Below are 15,894 nucleotides of genomic sequence, written 5' to 3'. Positions count from 1 at the left end.
ATTTAACTAGATGCAATATTGTGATACAATGCGTATTATACAATGGAAGAAAAATGGGAAATGTGTGGGAAATGTGTGGGAAAATTTTAGTTTTATTGGAAATGCTAAAAAATGACTTCTAATTTGTGAAATTCTCCCAGTCTTTTTTCAATTTTTCAATATTTTTGAAATGCTTAGTGCTTTCAGATGAATTCAATTTGATTTTACTAAAATTAAAATCAAAATAACTGTTTATAATTTCGCCAAATACTTTTCCAGAAGGTGTTTTTATATTTAAATGATTTGAAAAAAAATCAAATAGACTAACTATATCAGCTCTTATAGTTTTTTCTTTTAATTTGATTTGGTATTCTATAAATTCTATCTGTTTTAAAGAATCAAATTCATCTTCGTATTTTTCAAATATTTTTTGTGAAATACTTTTTTGAGTAAAAATATTATCTTCTTCAAATTTAAATCTTCTATTTAATTCAATTAAAATTTTTAAGTTATTTTCAAATTCAAAAACTTCTTTAATTATAAAATTATTATGAAATAGATGGCTATTGTAAAAGTCAATATTACCTGCTAAATATGGAATGATTAACTCAGACTTGTTTTCAATATTTAATAATAAATTTTTCTTATAATTATATAAAGATTCAAATTTTGGGGTTGGTATCATATTCCTATTACTATCAAATTTTAGTTTAAAGCTTGGGTGTATAGGGATTTGGTTATAATAGGTATTGAAATAATTTAATGCAATTTCTTTGCTCTTTTCGTAGGTTTTACCAAAGGTTTCTTCATAAAAGCTTAAGTTGAAAAGTATGTATTGATTTAACCCTGATTTGTAATGGTCTAACAGAAAAGAGTATAACTCTTCTATTACAGAAGTTGTATATCTATAAATGAATCTGCTTTTACATAGTTCACCTCGAGAAATCCATTCGCCCAATTTATCTGTTTTCTCAAAATTTGCTGAGACATTTTTCAATATAAACTTTTCACAAATTTTGTTTTCTTCAAGATGTTTCATAATTAGACTTGTATCTTTTATTGTAAACAAATGGCTGGGTATTATGTTATAATATTTTTTAACCATTACTTCAACAATTTTGAATAATCTTCTGGCAATACAGCGTCGATGTCTCTAAGATAGAGTTCTAATGCATCCATAGTAGCATGTCCTGTAATCAATTTTAATTTGCTTTTCGCTTCAAAAGGTGTGCTTGTTTTTGCCATTTCTCTGTAAAGCTTTGTAATAAAAGTATGCCTAAAGCTATAAAGTCCGTAGTCTTTTCCTAACCCAAAATGATCTTTAACTTTTTTAAATTGTTTCGAAAAATAATCACGCTTATTATTTTCCTTGGTTACCCATGTACCCCCAATTTTATTAGGAGTAAATAAATAATCAGTACTGTTCATTTTTGAAATATCTGGAAGTTGTTCGATTAATATATTAGGTATAATTTTTATTTTAACTGGTTTGTTTTTGGCTCTAACTGATATTTTTTTATCAATTAGGTCGATGTCACCAATTTTTAAACGACAGACTTCAACGGGTCTTAAATAGTTATAAGACAAAAATTGAACAAACAAATACAATATAGGATCGCTTTGTTTTAAATATCTAAAAATATCTTTTAATTCTTTAGATGTATATGTTTTATGGCGTTCAGGTGTAGATTTTAAAACATTAATTTTCTTAATAAAATTGTCTTTTATTATCTCATTGTCTTCTAAGGTCTGAAATAAAGAACTTAAATCTGTTCTAGTATTATTTCTATTTCTAGCACTAGATTTTTGTAGTACGTTATTTAAATAGTGTATCACAATTTTTTTTGAAATTATAGAAATATCTTCATTTAGGTTAACATTAGATGCATTTAACCATTTCTTAAAGCGGTTTATTCTACCTTCAAAATTTTTATATGATACCTCGTTTAATACTTTTGATTTTATTGTCAATGACAAGTCAAAAGCTTTATTGATAGGGTAGAAAGGAGTATTGTCTTCTTCTACTAAATGTAAATGTGTTTTAGGTTTTTTTGAATTTGATTTTTCAGAAGTGTTTTCACTTATTAAAAGTTGTTCTATAAATGATGCCAAAGAACTATTATTCTCATAGGGATTAAAACCCTTTGATAATATATATTCCAAACTTTTTTTTAACTGATTTAAAATATGAAGCCTACTTTTTTTGTCTTTATACAAATTTACACCAGCTTTGATATTAGTTTGTCTTTGTAGTTTTCCCGTTTTTGGGTTTCTAAAAGAATAATAAATGTACCAACTCTTGGAAAGCGCTTTCTTCTTTTCGCTGTTTGATAGTTTAGACCATTTTGTAACGTCTACACCACCTGTAAAAATTTTTGGTTCAGAATAATTCAATTTCATAGGTAAAATGTGTACTAAATCATGTACTCTTGGTAAAAGTAAGGAAAAAGAAGGCATAAAAAAACGAATTGTGAGACACAATTCGTTGATTTTATTTAGCTTATGCTTGTAGCGAAGACGGGATTTGAACCCGTGACCTCAGGGTTATGAATCCTGCGCTCTAACCAACTGAGCTACCTCGCCGTTTGGTTTTGAGGGTGCAAATATAATCGATTTTTACAGATTACCAAGATGAGTTTTTACTTTTTTTTAAGAAAACAAATTTTATTCTTTTTTGTGTAAGAAATAGACTTTAGGCAAAAAAAGTGAAGTTTATCATTTTAAATGTAAAGTTGAAAAAGTAATATAATTATTATAAAAACCAATAAAAAGTTAGTTTCAAGAAATTTTTTTTTAAAAATTTAATACCTATATTGTCATCCTAAGAACTTAATGATGGATAAAACTCAATTTGAATTAGAAATCCCTATTCATGCATCACCCAATATGTTATATCAATATATTTCATCTCCTTCCAATTTGCAAGAATGGTTTGCAGATAAGGTAAACTCCAGAGGGAAAATTTTTACTTTTGAGTGGGATGGAGCTGAAGAACAAGCAGAACTTATATCTAAAAAATCTGATGAAAAAGTTCGTTTTAAATGGTTAGAAAGTGAAGACGATGATAGTTTTTTTGAAATTAGAATTCAAGTAGATGCTCTAACCAAAGATGTTTCTTTGATGATTATAGATTTTGCAGATGATGAAGATGAAGTGGAAGAAGCAAAACAACTTTGGGAAAATCAAATAGATGAATTAAAACATACTATAGGCGCATAAAATCAAATTTATAAAATTACTAAACTCAACAAATTGTTGAGTTTTTTTATGATAAATTATTTCAAAATAGGTTAATTTTGCAACCTCAAAATCAAGATTTATGATAAATTTTAATGGGGAGTTATTGTATTTAGAAAATGTAACCTTATCTATTGAAAATAGAGGATTTAAATATGGAGATGCCATTTTTGAAACCGTTAAAGTTATCAATAACAAAGTTGTTTTTTGGGAAGATCATTACTTTAGATTAATGGCTTCTATGCGCATGTTGCGTATGAAAATACCAATAACATTTACGCTAGAATTTTTAGAAAAAGAAATTTTAAAAACAGTTGCTGTGCAGGATCAAGCAGCAGCGTATAGAGTTAGATTAAATGTGTATAGAAAAGATGGTGGACTTTATAAACCTAAAACTAACTTGATAGATTATAGTGTAGATGTAAAAGCGTTTTCATACCAAATACAAGAAATATATAAATTAGATGTCTTTAAAGATTTTTACAACTATTCTGGCTTGTTATCTACAGTAAAAACAAACAATAGAATGTTAAATACATTGGCAAGTATTTTTGCTGATGAAAATGATGTAGATAATTGTGTTTTGTTAAATGAAAGAAAAGGTGTTGTTGAGGTAACTAATGGTAACATTTTTATTGTTAAAGATAATGTTATTAAAACACCAGCGTTAACAGAAGGATGTATAAAAGGTATTGTTAGAAAAAGGGTTTTAGAAATGTTAACCAAAAAGGAAGAGTATGTTGTAGAGGAAACTTCAATTTCTCCATTCGAAATACAAAAAGCAGACGAGGTCTTTATAACAAATGCCATAATGGGAATTCAACCTGTAACAAACTACAAAAAGAAAACCTTTACAACTGAGATAGGTAAAAAATTAGCTAATAGTTTACGCATATTACAAATAACAGAAAAGTAATGCTTAATTCAAATTAAAATCGCTTGGAGCATTTGCCCAGAGCTTATAATCACCTCCTTTTTGAAGTAATTTGTTTTTCCATAGATTTTCTTCTTTAATAGAAAAAATATTGTCAAAGTCATTTTCTGAAATAAACCACGAGTTTTGACGCATCTCGTTTTCTAGTTGGTTTTTACTCCAGCCAGAGTATCCTAAGAAAAATCGAATGTCAGAATTAGAGATTAATTCTTCATTGAGTAAGGCACGTAAAGAATCAAAATTACCACCCCAAAAAATACCATTTTCAACTTCAATACTATCTGGTATAAGATTTGGAACTCTATGCACAAAATACAAGTTATCTTGTTCTACAGGTCCACCTTGATAGATAGGAAAATCACAATTTAACTCAGGTATTAAATCTTTAACAGTGTATTGTAGTTGTCTATTTAATATAAAACCAACAGAATTTTTAGAAGAATGCTCTGTTAGAAGTACAATAGCCCTATTAAAAGAACTGTCATTTAATATAGAGGGTTCAGCAATTAGTAGTTTACCTTTATTTAGTTTCAAGTAATTTATTTTATGAACTAAATATAAGAAAAGATACTTAAATAAAAAAACCCTCTTGCTAGAGGGTTTTTCATATACTTTAAACTAATAGTCTCTTAGTTTACAGCGTCGCTTAATCCAGCTCCAGCTTTAAACTTAGCTACATTTTTAGCAGCAATTTGAATAGTTTTTCCACTTTGTGGGTTTCTTCCTGTTCTTGCAGCTCTTTTAGAAACTGAGAATGTTCCAAAACCTACCAAAGCAACTTTACCACCGTCTTTTAAAGAAGAAGTTACATTAGATGTAAAAGACTCTAAAGCTGCTTTAGCTGCTACTTTAGAAATTCCTGCATCTGCAGCCATTGCATCGATTAAATCTGACTTGTTCATAATAAATTGATTTTTTAAAATTAATTGAATAAATATTTTTGCTTAAAAGCTTAACAAATATAGACGGATTAAGGGCTTGTGCAAATTTGAGTGCAAAAAAAGTACTCTTTTGTTAATAAATGATTACAAATTGTTAATAAAGGGAGTTGTAAAAAAGAAAAACCCGAGAATCCTTACAAATAAAGGCTTTACAACATTTTAGCACCTTCTAGAAATGTAAAACCATTTAAGAAACTCTGAACATCCATTTTTTTCTTTCCAGAAATCTTAATTTCATTAATAATAATATAACCGTTTAAAACGGCTACTTTTAATGTTTTTTTAGAACTGATAATAGTGCTAGGTGCCATATTATGATCTGTAATTTCTTTTTGAACTGTGTAAATTTTTGCAGAAATTTCTTCCGTTCCGTTTTTTATGTTGGTCCAAGCTGTAGGAAACGGATTTAATCCTCTTATTTTATTGTATACAGTATCAATATCTTTATTCCAATTAATTTTGGTGTTTTCTGGGTTTAATTTTGGTGCCGCTTTTTCATCTAATTCAGGTTGTTTTCTGGTAGTTACGTCGCCATTAGTAATTAAATCTACAGTTTTAGCAACTAAAGTAGCACCCACAAGCATCATTCTGTCATGTAAACTTCCAACAGTATCATCATCATAAATTGTAATTTCATCTTGTAAGATGATTTCTCCAGTGTCTATTTTATCATCAATAAAAAAAGTAGTTACACCTGTTTTTGTTTCTCCATTAATAATAGCCCAATGTATAGGTGCTGCTCCTCTGTATTCTGGTAATAAAGAAGCATGTAAATTAAATGTGCCATATTTTGGTAATTGCCAAACTATTTTAGGTAGCATTCTAAAAGCAACTACTATTTGCAAATCAGCATTTAAAGACTGTAGCTGTTGATTAAAATCGTTGTTTTTAAGATTTTTAGGTTGGAGTATAGTAAGGTTTGCAGAAGTTGCATATTTTTTTATTGCAGATTCGTGTAATTTTCTTCCTCTTCCTGCACGTTTATCTGGTGCAGTTATAACACCAACAATATTGTAGTTTTTGGTAACCAAATGCTTAAGAATTGCTACTGCAAAATCTGGAGTTCCCATAAAAACAATGCGTAAATCTTTCATAATTTAATTGAGTTGATATTTGTTTTGATTGTTGATGCTAATTTTTTGTTCTGCTAACAAGTAACGCAAATGTATTAAAATGTCTTTTTCATTTGCATGTAAAAGTGTTCTTATTTCTGATGATGATAAGCTTCCTCTTTGCATTATAATTTGTAGAATGTTTTCTGATAGTTTATTAGTGTTTTTTTTCTTTTCTTTTAAACAAACATCGCAAATGCCACATTGCTTAGTACTGTTTTCATCAAAGTAATTTAAAATTTGAATACTCCTGCAAATAGTATCATTTTCTACAAAATGTATAAACTCATTTGTTTTCTTTCTTTTTTGCTCAATAAACTTTTTTATTTCTTTAGAGCATCTATTAACAGTTTTGTCATCTTCTCTAGGAGTTAAAAAAGTTAATAAAGCGTTAGATGTTGTGCCTTTATATACCAGCAGTTGGTCATCATGCAATTTTTTTAGTTGTGCAATTACTTGGTTAGAGGTAGTACTAGCTTTTTTAGCAATTACATATTCGTTTATCGTTGTCTCTTTTTCAAACAAGCCACCATAGGTTCTTAAAACAGTACTTATAAAATTAGCAATATTATTGTTGTAGGCAGAATAACGTAAAACTTGTTTGCTAGAAACGCTAAATTGTAAAGTGGATTTCTGATTGTAATTTTGATTAATTTCTAGAACACCATTGTTATTTAAAATTTTTAAAGTTGTATCTACTTTAAAGGTAGAAAGATTGTATTTTTTACAAAAAGCTAAAAAATTAAAATCGTACCTTTCTAAAGGTAATTCTCCAAAAGGTATTCTAAAATGTTGATACAGATTTTTAAGAATTTCTTTTATTTCTCTAATTGAAGGAGATGTACTTTCTAATTGATTTTTAAGTAAACTTAAATCTTCATTGTTATACAAAAGGGCAGCAAAGGCTTTTTTATTATTTCTGCCCGCTCTTCCACATTCTTGTACATAATTTTCGATGCTAGAGGGTAAGTTATAATGGATAACCAACTTTATATTGTCTTTATCTATACCCATACCAAAAGCATTTGTAGCCACTATAATTGGGGTAGACTCAGTTATCCAATTATCATAAGCTATTTGCTTTTCTGTACCTGTTAATCCTCCATGATAAAAACCACTTTTAAATCCGTTATTATTTAGGAAATTAGAAATCTCAATTGTTTTTTTTCTTGAGTTTACATAAACAATAGCAGGATTTCTTGTTTTTGTAAAAATTTGTATCAATCTACCTAACTTATCTTCAACTTTAAAAAGTTGATAGGCTAAGTTTTTTTTAAAAAAAGACTTTTTAAAAATATTTGGAGTGGTTAAAGATAAATTGGTAACAATATCTTCAATCACTTTTTTGTTGGCAGTGGCAGTAAGTGCTATGTAGTTTACAGTAGGGTGTATGTCTTTTAGAATTTTAATATTTCTATAAGAAGGTCTAAAATCATGGCCCCACTCAGAAATACAGTGCGCTTCGTCTATTGCAATTAAATTTACGGTTAGCTCTTTAATTTTTTCTTGAATGAACCTAGATTGTAGTCTTTCTGGTGAAAGGTATAAAAATTTGTATCCTCCAAATTTAAGATTATCAAATAATGTAATAATTTCATCTTGTGATGCGCCATTAGGAATACAACTAGCTTTAATATTTTTTTTAGATAGATTTTCTACTTGATCTTGCATTAAGGCTATTAAAGGAGAAATTACCAAACAAATACCATCAAATGCTAATGCTGGTATCTGAAAACAAATAGATTTACCTGCTCCTGTAGGTAAAAGTGCAATTACATCTTGCTTTTCTAAAACAGCTTTAATAACAGTTTCTTGAGGAAAAATAAAGTCTTTAAAACCCCAAAAATGTGATAATATTTGTTTTGGTGAATTTGTCATAAATTACAAGATAGGGCGTGTAAAATAAAACGTGTTCTATCTTTTACAGATCCAAAAGGCACAGTGTGTATGGTATATCCTAAACTTTTGTATGCTTTTAGTAAGTATTGATCAATGCGTAGAGACTCTTCAAAAGACTCATAACGCTCATTGTCTGTTGTGTAGATTTCTTTCCAAGGAGAAAAATGAAAAATTGTATCATATTTATTGAGCTTACTTTTATCTACAAAAACTGAAGGATAATCTGTCTTAACATAATCCATATAAGCAAAAATATCAGGTATACCCCTATCAAAAAAAACAACATTCGTATTCTGTTTGTTTGCAGAGAGGTATTGTTGCTCTCTACCTTTTAATAATAGTTCACTAAATAATAGAGGTTTACTTAAAAATAGTTGATCAATTCCTTCTTTCTTGGCTTTTAAGATAACCTCTCTAGATATTTCTGGCATACAATAAAAATCTTGAGCAATCAATTCGTTCAAAACACTTGTTTTTCCTGTACCTGGCCCCCCAATAAGCACTATTTTTTGTAGCATGTAACAAAAATAAATCATTCCCTGTATAAAACTAATTTTTAATGTAATTTTGTAACTTTTGATTTTTGAAACTATCTTGCACAGCAGTTTATATATGAGTGATAAAAAACAATTTTATACAAAGTTAAAGGGGCAATTAGATGAAACTACTAATTTTCCTGCAGATTATATGTACAAGTTTATTGTGCCGTCTACAGAAAACCAAGTTCATGAGGTTCAAAGTTTGTTTGACAATAAAGGGGCAGTAATCAATACAAAAAAATCAAAAACAGGAAAATATATTAGTGTTTCTATCGTATTAAAAGTACAAACCTCAGAAGAAGTTATTGCTTATTATAAAAAAGCAGAAAAAATTAAAGGTATCATTTCGTTATAATTAATAGATTTATGAAAAAAGTAATCGTTTTATTTGTTTTAAGTATTTCATTTTCAGTTTTTTCTCAAAAAAAAGACAAAGTATTAGTAACTATAGACGGAGAAGCAACAAAAGTATCTGAGTTTAAAAGAGTTTATGAAAAAAACTTGGATGCAATAGATGATGATGAAGCAAAAGATGTAACCAAAAATTTAGAACTGTACATCAATTACAGATTAAAAGTTAAAGAAGCTTACAAGAATAAATTAGATACGTTGCCATCATATAAAAGAGAAATGGAAACGTATAAGAATCAGCTTTCTGCACCTTATTTGCAAGACACTACCTTTATAGATAAGTTGGTGAAAGATGCCTATTTTAGAACTAAAAATGAAGTTAAGGCAAAACACATCTTAATCAGAACACCAAGAGATGCATCACCAAAAGATACCTTAGAAGCGTATACTAAAATATCAAAAATTAGAGATAGAATAGTTAACGGAGAAGATTTTGAAAAAGTAGCCATAGAAACATCAGAAGACCAATCTGCGAAAGGAAACCCAGCATCTGGGGTAAAAGGAAATGGTGGCAATTTAGGATATTTCTCAGCATTTTCTATGGTATATCCTTTTGAAGATGCAGCATATACAACCAAAGTAGACGAAGTCTCTAAACCTTTTAAAACCAGGTTTGGCTATCATATTGTTAAAGTAGATGAGTTTAGACCTTCAAAAGGAGAGGTAGAAGCAGCTCATATTTTAATTAGAGATACCACCAATGTTGGAAAAAAAGTAATTGATAGTGTATACCAAAAAATACTAGCTAATGAAAAGTTTGAAGATTTAGCTAAAGAATACTCTGAAGATCCTGGGTCTAAAGCAACCGGAGGCAAATTGGGTAAATTTGCTGCAAACAGGATGGTAAAACCATTCTCTGACGCTGCATTTGCACTAGAAAATGAAGGAGATGTATCTAAACCTTTTAAAACTCGTTTTGGATGGCACATTGTAAAGTTGATTAAAAAGCACCCTATACAGTCTTATGAAGAAATGAAAGACGCTCTTAAAACCAAGGTTAAAAAGAGTTCTAGAATGCAACTTTCTGATCAAGCAGTTATTAATAGATTAAAAAGCGAGTACAGTATTGCTGAGTTTGAGGAAGCTAAAAAAATCTTAAATAATCCTAAACTTAGATCTATAGCTAAAGACTCTTTACAAAAAACAATGTTTAGTGTTAATGAAACAAAAATACTTCAAGAAGATTTTATAAAATACATAAGAAACAGAAGACATAAACCTGTTTTTATTTTGTATGAAGATTTTAAAAACCAAGAGGTATTAAATTACTACAAAGAAAATTTAGTGCATACAGAGCCAGAATATGCGTATACTTTAAAAGAATATCAAGATGGTTTGCTGTTGTTTGAGTTAATGCAACAAAAAATATGGGAAAAATCTACTAAAGATTCTATAGGACTCAAAAATTATTTCTCTAAAAATATTGATAATTATGAAAACAAAGATTTGAAAGAAATTAAAGGGAGGGTGATTAATGATTATCAAAATGATTTAGAAAAAAAATGGATAGCAGACTTACGAAAAAGAAGTGTTATTACAGTAAATAAAAAGCAACTTAAAAAGTTAATCAAACAGTATAAAAAATAGTGAGGTTTTTAATAGTTAGTATTTTATTTTGTGTTTTTTTTTCTGCTTGTGATTTTTTTCAAATTCAAGAGAAAGAAAACAATAAATCGGCTATTATAGCTATTGTAAACACTGAAAAACTTTTTAAAAAAGACATTGTAGATATATTACCTCAAAATGTATCTAAAGCAGATAGTAGTATTATTGTTAATAGCTATATACAAGATTGGGCTATAAAACAACTATTATTAGACAAAGCCAAAAAAAATAGTTCTCTAAGTACAGTAAATGAAATAGAAACGCTGGTTAAAGATTATAAAGAAAGTCTTCTTATTAATAGTTACAAAGAAGAATTGGTGCAACAGCAATTAGATACTGTAATTTCTAAAGAAGAAATTGAAAGCTTTTATCACTCAAATAAAGATAATTTTAAGCTTAATGAAGAGTTAATTAAAATTAGGTACTTACATATTTCTGATAAGATAAATGATAAAGATGAGATTATAGACTTGTTTAAATCTGACGATATATTTGATTTAGAAGAACTTGAAAAACAAGAATTAAGTTTTAAATTTCATCAGTTTAATGATTCTATTTGGACAAGATTAGATAAGGTATTGTTAAAACTACCCTTTTCTAAAGAAAAATTGTTAAAAAAAACAAAATTCATTCAGAAACAAGACTCTTTAGGACTATATTTGGTTGCTATTAAAGACGTTTTGCCTAGAAATGCAATAGCACCTGTTGGGTATATAAAGCCCACCATAAAACAAATGATTTTACACAATCGTAAAAAAGAATTAATTAAAGACATAAAAAAAATAATAGTAAAAGATGCTATACAAAACAACAATTTCAAAACATATTAAAAGCACATTATTTTTCTTTTTAACTTTAGCTACCTTATCAGTTTCTGCGCAAAAAGTAAAAATAGATGGAGTAGCAGTTGTGGTTGGTAAAAACATTGTGCTAGATTCTGATATAGAGAAATTTAAACAAGAGGTAGAACTTAGAAGCGAAGGTAAAATTACCATTACAGATTGCGAAATGTTAGAAGAATTAATGCAGCAAAAATTATTAGCTCATCATGCGGTAGTTGATAGCGTTGTTGCCTCTGATGCAGAAGTTTCTTCTCGTGTAGAAAGAAGTATTCAATATTTTGCACAACAATATGGAGATATAGATAAAGTTGTTAAAGCTTACGGTTTTAATGATTTAGAAGATTTAAAAAAAGAATTATATACTGTTCAAGAAGAAAACACCTTAATAGAAAAAGAGCAGCAAAAAATTACGGAAAAGATAGATGTTACTCCAGAAGAAGTTCGTTTGTATTTTAATGGCTTAAAAGAAAAAGAAGAGTTGCCTCAATTTCCTGCAGAGGTAGAAATGGCTCAAATTGTATTAAAGGCAATACCTACAAACAAAGAAGAAGAAAGAATAGTAAATAAATTATTAGAAATTAAAGGAGAAATTGAAGACGGTTCTAGTTTTAGAATGAAAGCAATAATTAACTCTGATGATCCTGGTGTAACAAGTAACGGAGGAGAATATACGGTTACTAAAGAATCTAGCTTTATCAAAGAGTTTAAAGAAATGGCCTTTACACTAGATATTGGTCAGGTGTCAAAACCGTTTAAGTCAGAATTTGGATATCATATAATGCAGCTTAATAGTATTAAAGGAAATACTAGAGTTGCTTCTCATATTTTGATGCAGCCAAAAGTTCCAGATGACGAGCTTACAAAACTAAAAGAAAAAGCAGAGTCTATAAAAAAAGAGATAGAGGAAGGTAAAATTACATTTGAAGAAGCTGTTGCTAGGTACTCTCAAGATCAAGAAACAAGAAATAATAAAGGTAAGATTGTAAACCCATCTACAGGAGAATCTAAATTTGAACTTACTAGACTAGATCCTGCATTTTATGCTAGAGTAAATGAGCTTAAAAAAGGAGAATTGACAGAGGTTTTTTATGATGAAAATAGAAGCGGTGAAAAGATGTTTAAATTTATCATAATGCAAGATAAAACAGAAACACACACTGCAGATTTGGTAGGTGATTATGAGAAAATCCAACAATTGGCTCTCCAAAAAAAGAAAGAAGAAACCATAACTAAATGGTCTAAAGAAAAAATAAAAGATACTTACATTAAAATAGGAAATGATTTCAGAAAATGTAAGTTTCAAAAAAATTGGCAAAAAGAAATTAATAAATAATGTCTGACGTTAAAGCTGTTAACGATTTAGTAGACAAATACAATCGTTTAAAAAGAGAAATTGGAAAAGTAATTGTTGGACAAGAAGAGGCTGTTAATTATACGTTACTTTCTATATTTTGTGGAGGTCATTCACTACTAATCGGAGTGCCAGGTCTAGCAAAGACATTATTAGTAAATACAATAGCGAGTTCTTTAGGATTAGATTTTAAAAGAATACAATTTACTCCAGATTTAATGCCTTCGGATATTTTAGGGAGTGAAATACTGGATGAAAAAAGACAGTTTTCTTTTTTAAAAGGACCAATATTTTCTAACATCGTTTTAGCTGATGAAATTAATAGAACTCCTCCAAAAACACAAGCTGCACTTTTAGAGGCAATGCAAGAGCGTTCTGTTACAGTTTCAGGAAACGTATATCAGTTAAATTTACCCTTTTTTGTATTAGCAACCCAAAACCCTATTGAACAAGAAGGAACGTACCCTTTGCCAGAGGCACAGTTAGATCGTTTTATGTTTTCAATTGCATTAGATTATCCAAGTTTTGCTGAAGAAGTTCAGGTGGTTAAAAATACAACAAGCGCACATCATCAAGAGTTAAATGCTTTATTTAATGCTGATGAGATTATGGCTATTCAAAAATTGGTTCGTAAAATACCTGTTGCAGATAATGTTATAGAGTATGCCGTAAATTTAGTAGGCAAAACAAGACCAAAATCTGATGTTGCTCCAGAAATAGTGAAATCTTTTTTAGATTGGGGTGCAGGTCCTAGAGCTTCTCAAAATCTAATATTAGCTGCAAAGGCACATGCAATTGTTAACGGAAAGTACTCTCCTGATATTGAAGATGTAAAAGCCGTTTCTATACCAATTTTATCTCATAGAATTGTAAAAAACTACAAAGCAGAAGCAGAAGGTGTTACTGTAGAAGATATTATTAAGGCGCTTCAGTAAATTCAAAAAAACTAAATATATTACCACCATAACGCTTGTCATAACTATGGTTTGCGTGAGTAGATAAGTCTGTATGTTTAGAGTGTTCTACTATTAAAAGCCCTTCTTCATTTAAAAGTTCTCTTTCTTTAACCAAGTCTACTATTTTTAAAAACTCTTCAGCTTCAAAATTATAAGGAGGGTCTGCAAAAATGACATCAGCTTTAAGTGTTGTTTTTTCTAAAAATTTATACACATCACTCTTATAAGTGTTGATAGGTAAGTTAAGTTGCTTTGCAGTATTATAAATGTATTTTATACAATTAAAATTAGCATCTATGGCATAAATATCTTTGGTTCCTCTAGAGGCAAATTCGTAACTAATATTTCCTGTTCCAGAAAAAAGATCTATAACACTAATGCTATCAAAATAATACAAATTGTTTAAAATGTTAAATAACGATTCTTTAGCCATATCTGTAGTTGGTCTAACAGGCAGGTTTTTTGGAGCAGATAAACGCCTTCCTTTTAATTTTCCAGAAATTATTCTCATTGACCTAGTAGTATATAGTGTTCGTGTTTGCTGCTTTCTAAAGTGTTAAAAATACTACTCTTACTTTCTTTAAAAAATACATTTCTAACGTAAGTGTATGCCAATTTATAGATCTCTGAATTAACGTTTATTTTGCCAATTAAAAACAATGCTGTTTTTTCTGTATCTAAGGTAAGTTGCTCGTATACAAATAGAATGTAATAAATAAAATCTTCTTTAGAGTAATAGTGAAATGAGTTGGCTAATAGTACTGTTTTTGTGTCTATTACAATAATATCTATGCTAGATTTAGAAACATTTACATATACTGTTTTTGCTTGTTGTGTATTTTGATTGATTAATTTTTCAATCAAAACAGAAACATGGTGCTTATAAGTAAACGCACCAAAGTTTTGAAACAAATAATTATTGATATTTATATAAGGAACATAAACATTATAGAATTCATTAGTTTTTATCGTATCAAAAGCAATAAAATCTGTTTTTAAAGTTTTTATGGTAAACTGTAAATAATCAGACAAACATTCTTCTTTAAAATATGTTTGAGGAACTAACGTATACAAATCATTCTGATGAATCACTAAAACGTTGTCAAAATCTTTTTGCAGTTGGGCATCCGTTTCAAAAATATGTTCAATCTTTTTTAGTAAACTTTCGGGTGTTGTTTGTTTACTGTCAAAAATGTATTCAGAGAAATAAAGGATTTCTTTAGAAGTACTGTTTTGGACACAAAAAGAAAATCCATCCAAATTAAATTGGATGGATAATTGAATATTATCAGCTTTAGATAAAACTGTATTGCTCTTATTTATTTGCACTATCTTTTTTATCATAAGATGGAGGCCAGTTTCCTCCAGTAGAAACTTCTTCAAGAGAACCAACAGAAACGTATTCACCTTTAATTTCATCAGTTGCAACCGCTTCCAATTCTTGTTTTACAAGAGATTCATTCATACCTTTTAAAATGTCTTTCTTTTCTGTTTTTACAAGAAAAGTAGGTACAATTAGTCCTTGTACTTTTTCTAGCTCACCAATTTCAATTTCAAACTCTTTTCCTGATACACCAGGTACCTTAAACATTTCTTGGTAATTTTTACCTTCAAAATATTTAGCAACAGGCTCATAACCAATAGTGTCTGTTACTCTTCTTTCTACATCTACAATAATACCACCACCTTTATTTTCTTTAAATACTTCTGTTTTTGTTTCAGTTAAAGCCAATTTAGCAGTATCTATAAATTTTATTAATCCTTGTTTATCTCTCGTATACCTACCTGTAACTTCAAAATGTTTTACTTGGGCATCTCTAATAATTTTTAAGTTCTCTACAACTTTAGCATATTTTTCAACTTTTTGTTTGTTAAAGTTGATAGGTTCCATGATACCGTCATAAATTTTAACAATTAAAAAAACTGTTAAAGCTAGCAATAAAACTGAAGCAATCCACCTTAACTTTAAAGGTAAATATTTAACGATAATTATTGCTAAACCAACAGCAACAAGTACTGCTATTAATATCATTCCGAGTAATCCCATTTTAAATATGTTTTTTAATAGTATTAAGGCAAATCTACAAT

17 protein-coding genes and 1 tRNA gene are annotated in these 15,894 nt (G+C 28.8%); 7 read left to right on the top strand and 11 right to left on the bottom strand.

Annotation, left to right across the window (positions count from 1 at the left end):
- Positions 1-118: 118 nt before the first annotated feature.
- The 3 genes from DUT90_RS01915 to DUT90_RS01905 form a co-directional block, all read right to left on the bottom strand.
- Positions 119-1,084, bottom strand: a complete 966-nt coding sequence (locus DUT90_RS01915; RefSeq protein ID WP_147266193.1) for a hypothetical protein — start codon at positions 1,082-1,084, stop codon at positions 119-121.
- Complete coding sequence (locus DUT90_RS01910; RefSeq protein WP_114425033.1) at positions 1,084-2,436, bottom strand: site-specific integrase; 1,353 nt, start codon at positions 2,434-2,436, stop codon at positions 1,084-1,086. The genes DUT90_RS01915 and DUT90_RS01910 overlap by 1 nt, the downstream gene beginning before the upstream one ends.
- Positions 2,437-2,488: 52 nt before the next feature.
- Positions 2,489-2,562: transfer RNA gene (locus DUT90_RS01905), tRNA-Met, on the bottom strand.
- A 252-nt stretch (positions 2,563-2,814) separates the two neighbouring features.
- Between DUT90_RS01905 and DUT90_RS01900 the strand changes: the two genes are divergently transcribed.
- Together DUT90_RS01900 and DUT90_RS01895 are read left to right on the top strand one after the other, a co-directional pair.
- Positions 2,815-3,198, top strand: a complete 384-nt coding sequence (locus tag DUT90_RS01900; protein WP_114425032.1) for an START-like domain-containing protein — start codon at positions 2,815-2,817, stop codon at positions 3,196-3,198.
- Between the two features lie 100 nt (positions 3,199-3,298).
- Positions 3,299-4,132 (top strand): aminotransferase class IV, encoded by an 834-nt coding sequence (locus DUT90_RS01895; protein WP_114425031.1) that lies wholly within the window; start codon positions 3,299-3,301, stop codon positions 4,130-4,132.
- A gap of 3 nt (positions 4,133-4,135) precedes the next feature.
- On the opposite strand, the gene DUT90_RS01890 is transcribed toward DUT90_RS01895, so the two are convergent.
- The 5 genes from DUT90_RS01890 to DUT90_RS01870 form a co-directional block, all read right to left on the bottom strand.
- Positions 4,136-4,693 (bottom strand): YqgE/AlgH family protein, encoded by a 558-nt coding sequence (locus DUT90_RS01890; RefSeq protein ID WP_114425030.1) that lies wholly within the window; start codon positions 4,691-4,693, stop codon positions 4,136-4,138.
- Positions 4,694-4,779: 86 nt separating this feature from the next.
- Positions 4,780-5,052, bottom strand: a complete 273-nt coding sequence (locus DUT90_RS01885) for an HU family DNA-binding protein (RefSeq protein WP_114425029.1) — start codon at positions 5,050-5,052, stop codon at positions 4,780-4,782.
- 188 nt (positions 5,053-5,240) lie between these two features.
- Complete coding sequence (fmt, locus tag DUT90_RS01880; RefSeq protein ID WP_181858122.1) at positions 5,241-6,185, bottom strand: methionyl-tRNA formyltransferase; 945 nt, start codon at positions 6,183-6,185, stop codon at positions 5,241-5,243.
- 3 nt (positions 6,186-6,188) lie between these two features.
- On the bottom strand, positions 6,189-8,081 hold the full coding sequence (locus DUT90_RS01875) for an ATP-dependent DNA helicase RecQ (protein WP_114425027.1): 1,893 nt from the start codon (positions 8,079-8,081) through the stop codon (positions 6,189-6,191).
- Positions 8,078-8,620, bottom strand: a complete 543-nt coding sequence (locus DUT90_RS01870) for an AAA family ATPase (RefSeq protein WP_114425026.1) — start codon at positions 8,618-8,620, stop codon at positions 8,078-8,080. Before DUT90_RS01870 ends, DUT90_RS01875 begins: the two co-directional genes overlap by 4 nt.
- Before the next feature lie 94 nt (positions 8,621-8,714).
- Between DUT90_RS01870 and DUT90_RS01865 the strand changes: the two genes are divergently transcribed.
- Genes DUT90_RS01865 through DUT90_RS01845 form a run of 5 tightly spaced genes read left to right on the top strand, consistent with a single transcriptional unit; the run spans position 8,715 to position 13,785 of the window.
- Positions 8,715-8,996, top strand: a complete 282-nt coding sequence (locus tag DUT90_RS01865; protein WP_114425025.1) for a DUF493 family protein — start codon at positions 8,715-8,717, stop codon at positions 8,994-8,996.
- 11 nt (positions 8,997-9,007) lie between these two features.
- Positions 9,008-10,639, top strand: coding sequence for a peptidylprolyl isomerase (locus DUT90_RS01860; protein ID WP_114425024.1), 1,632 nt, complete (start codon positions 9,008-9,010; stop codon positions 10,637-10,639).
- Complete coding sequence (locus DUT90_RS01855) at positions 10,639-11,487, top strand: hypothetical protein (protein WP_114425023.1); 849 nt, start codon at positions 10,639-10,641, stop codon at positions 11,485-11,487. Before DUT90_RS01860 ends, DUT90_RS01855 begins: the two co-directional genes overlap by 1 nt.
- The gene (locus DUT90_RS01850; RefSeq protein ID WP_114425022.1) at positions 11,453-12,832 is read left to right on the top strand and encodes a peptidylprolyl isomerase; all 1,380 of its coding nucleotides are present in this window, start codon (positions 11,453-11,455) and stop codon (positions 12,830-12,832) included. The genes DUT90_RS01855 and DUT90_RS01850 overlap by 35 nt, the downstream gene beginning before the upstream one ends.
- Positions 12,832-13,785, top strand: a complete 954-nt coding sequence (locus tag DUT90_RS01845; protein ID WP_114425021.1) for a MoxR family ATPase — start codon at positions 12,832-12,834, stop codon at positions 13,783-13,785. Before DUT90_RS01850 ends, DUT90_RS01845 begins: the two co-directional genes overlap by 1 nt.
- On the opposite strand, the gene DUT90_RS01840 is transcribed toward DUT90_RS01845, so the two are convergent.
- From DUT90_RS01840 to DUT90_RS01830, 3 genes are read right to left on the bottom strand one after another with little or no spacing between them, the layout of a single operon-like run.
- Positions 13,769-14,317, bottom strand: a complete 549-nt coding sequence (locus DUT90_RS01840; RefSeq protein WP_114425020.1) for an RsmD family RNA methyltransferase — start codon at positions 14,315-14,317, stop codon at positions 13,769-13,771. The two genes, DUT90_RS01845 and DUT90_RS01840, sit on opposite strands and share 17 nt — an antisense overlap.
- Positions 14,314-15,150: a DUF3822 family protein gene (locus DUT90_RS01835; protein ID WP_114425019.1), complete on the bottom strand. Its 837-nt coding sequence runs from the start codon at positions 15,148-15,150 to the stop codon at positions 14,314-14,316. The genes DUT90_RS01840 and DUT90_RS01835 overlap by 4 nt, the downstream gene beginning before the upstream one ends.
- Positions 15,122-15,853 carry a hypothetical protein gene (locus DUT90_RS01830; RefSeq protein WP_114425018.1) on the bottom strand — a complete coding sequence of 244 codons (732 nt, stop codon included), beginning with the start codon at positions 15,851-15,853 and terminating at the stop codon, positions 15,122-15,124. Before DUT90_RS01830 ends, DUT90_RS01835 begins: the two co-directional genes overlap by 29 nt.
- Positions 15,854-15,894 lie beyond the last annotated feature (41 nt).

The sequence above is a fragment of the Polaribacter sp. WD7 genome (genome assembly GCF_003335085.1).
Lineage (GTDB): Bacteria > Bacteroidota > Bacteroidia > Flavobacteriales > Flavobacteriaceae > Polaribacter.
The sequence above is the reverse complement of the archived record's forward strand: the minus strand, read 5'-3'. Positions and strand labels throughout refer to the sequence as shown.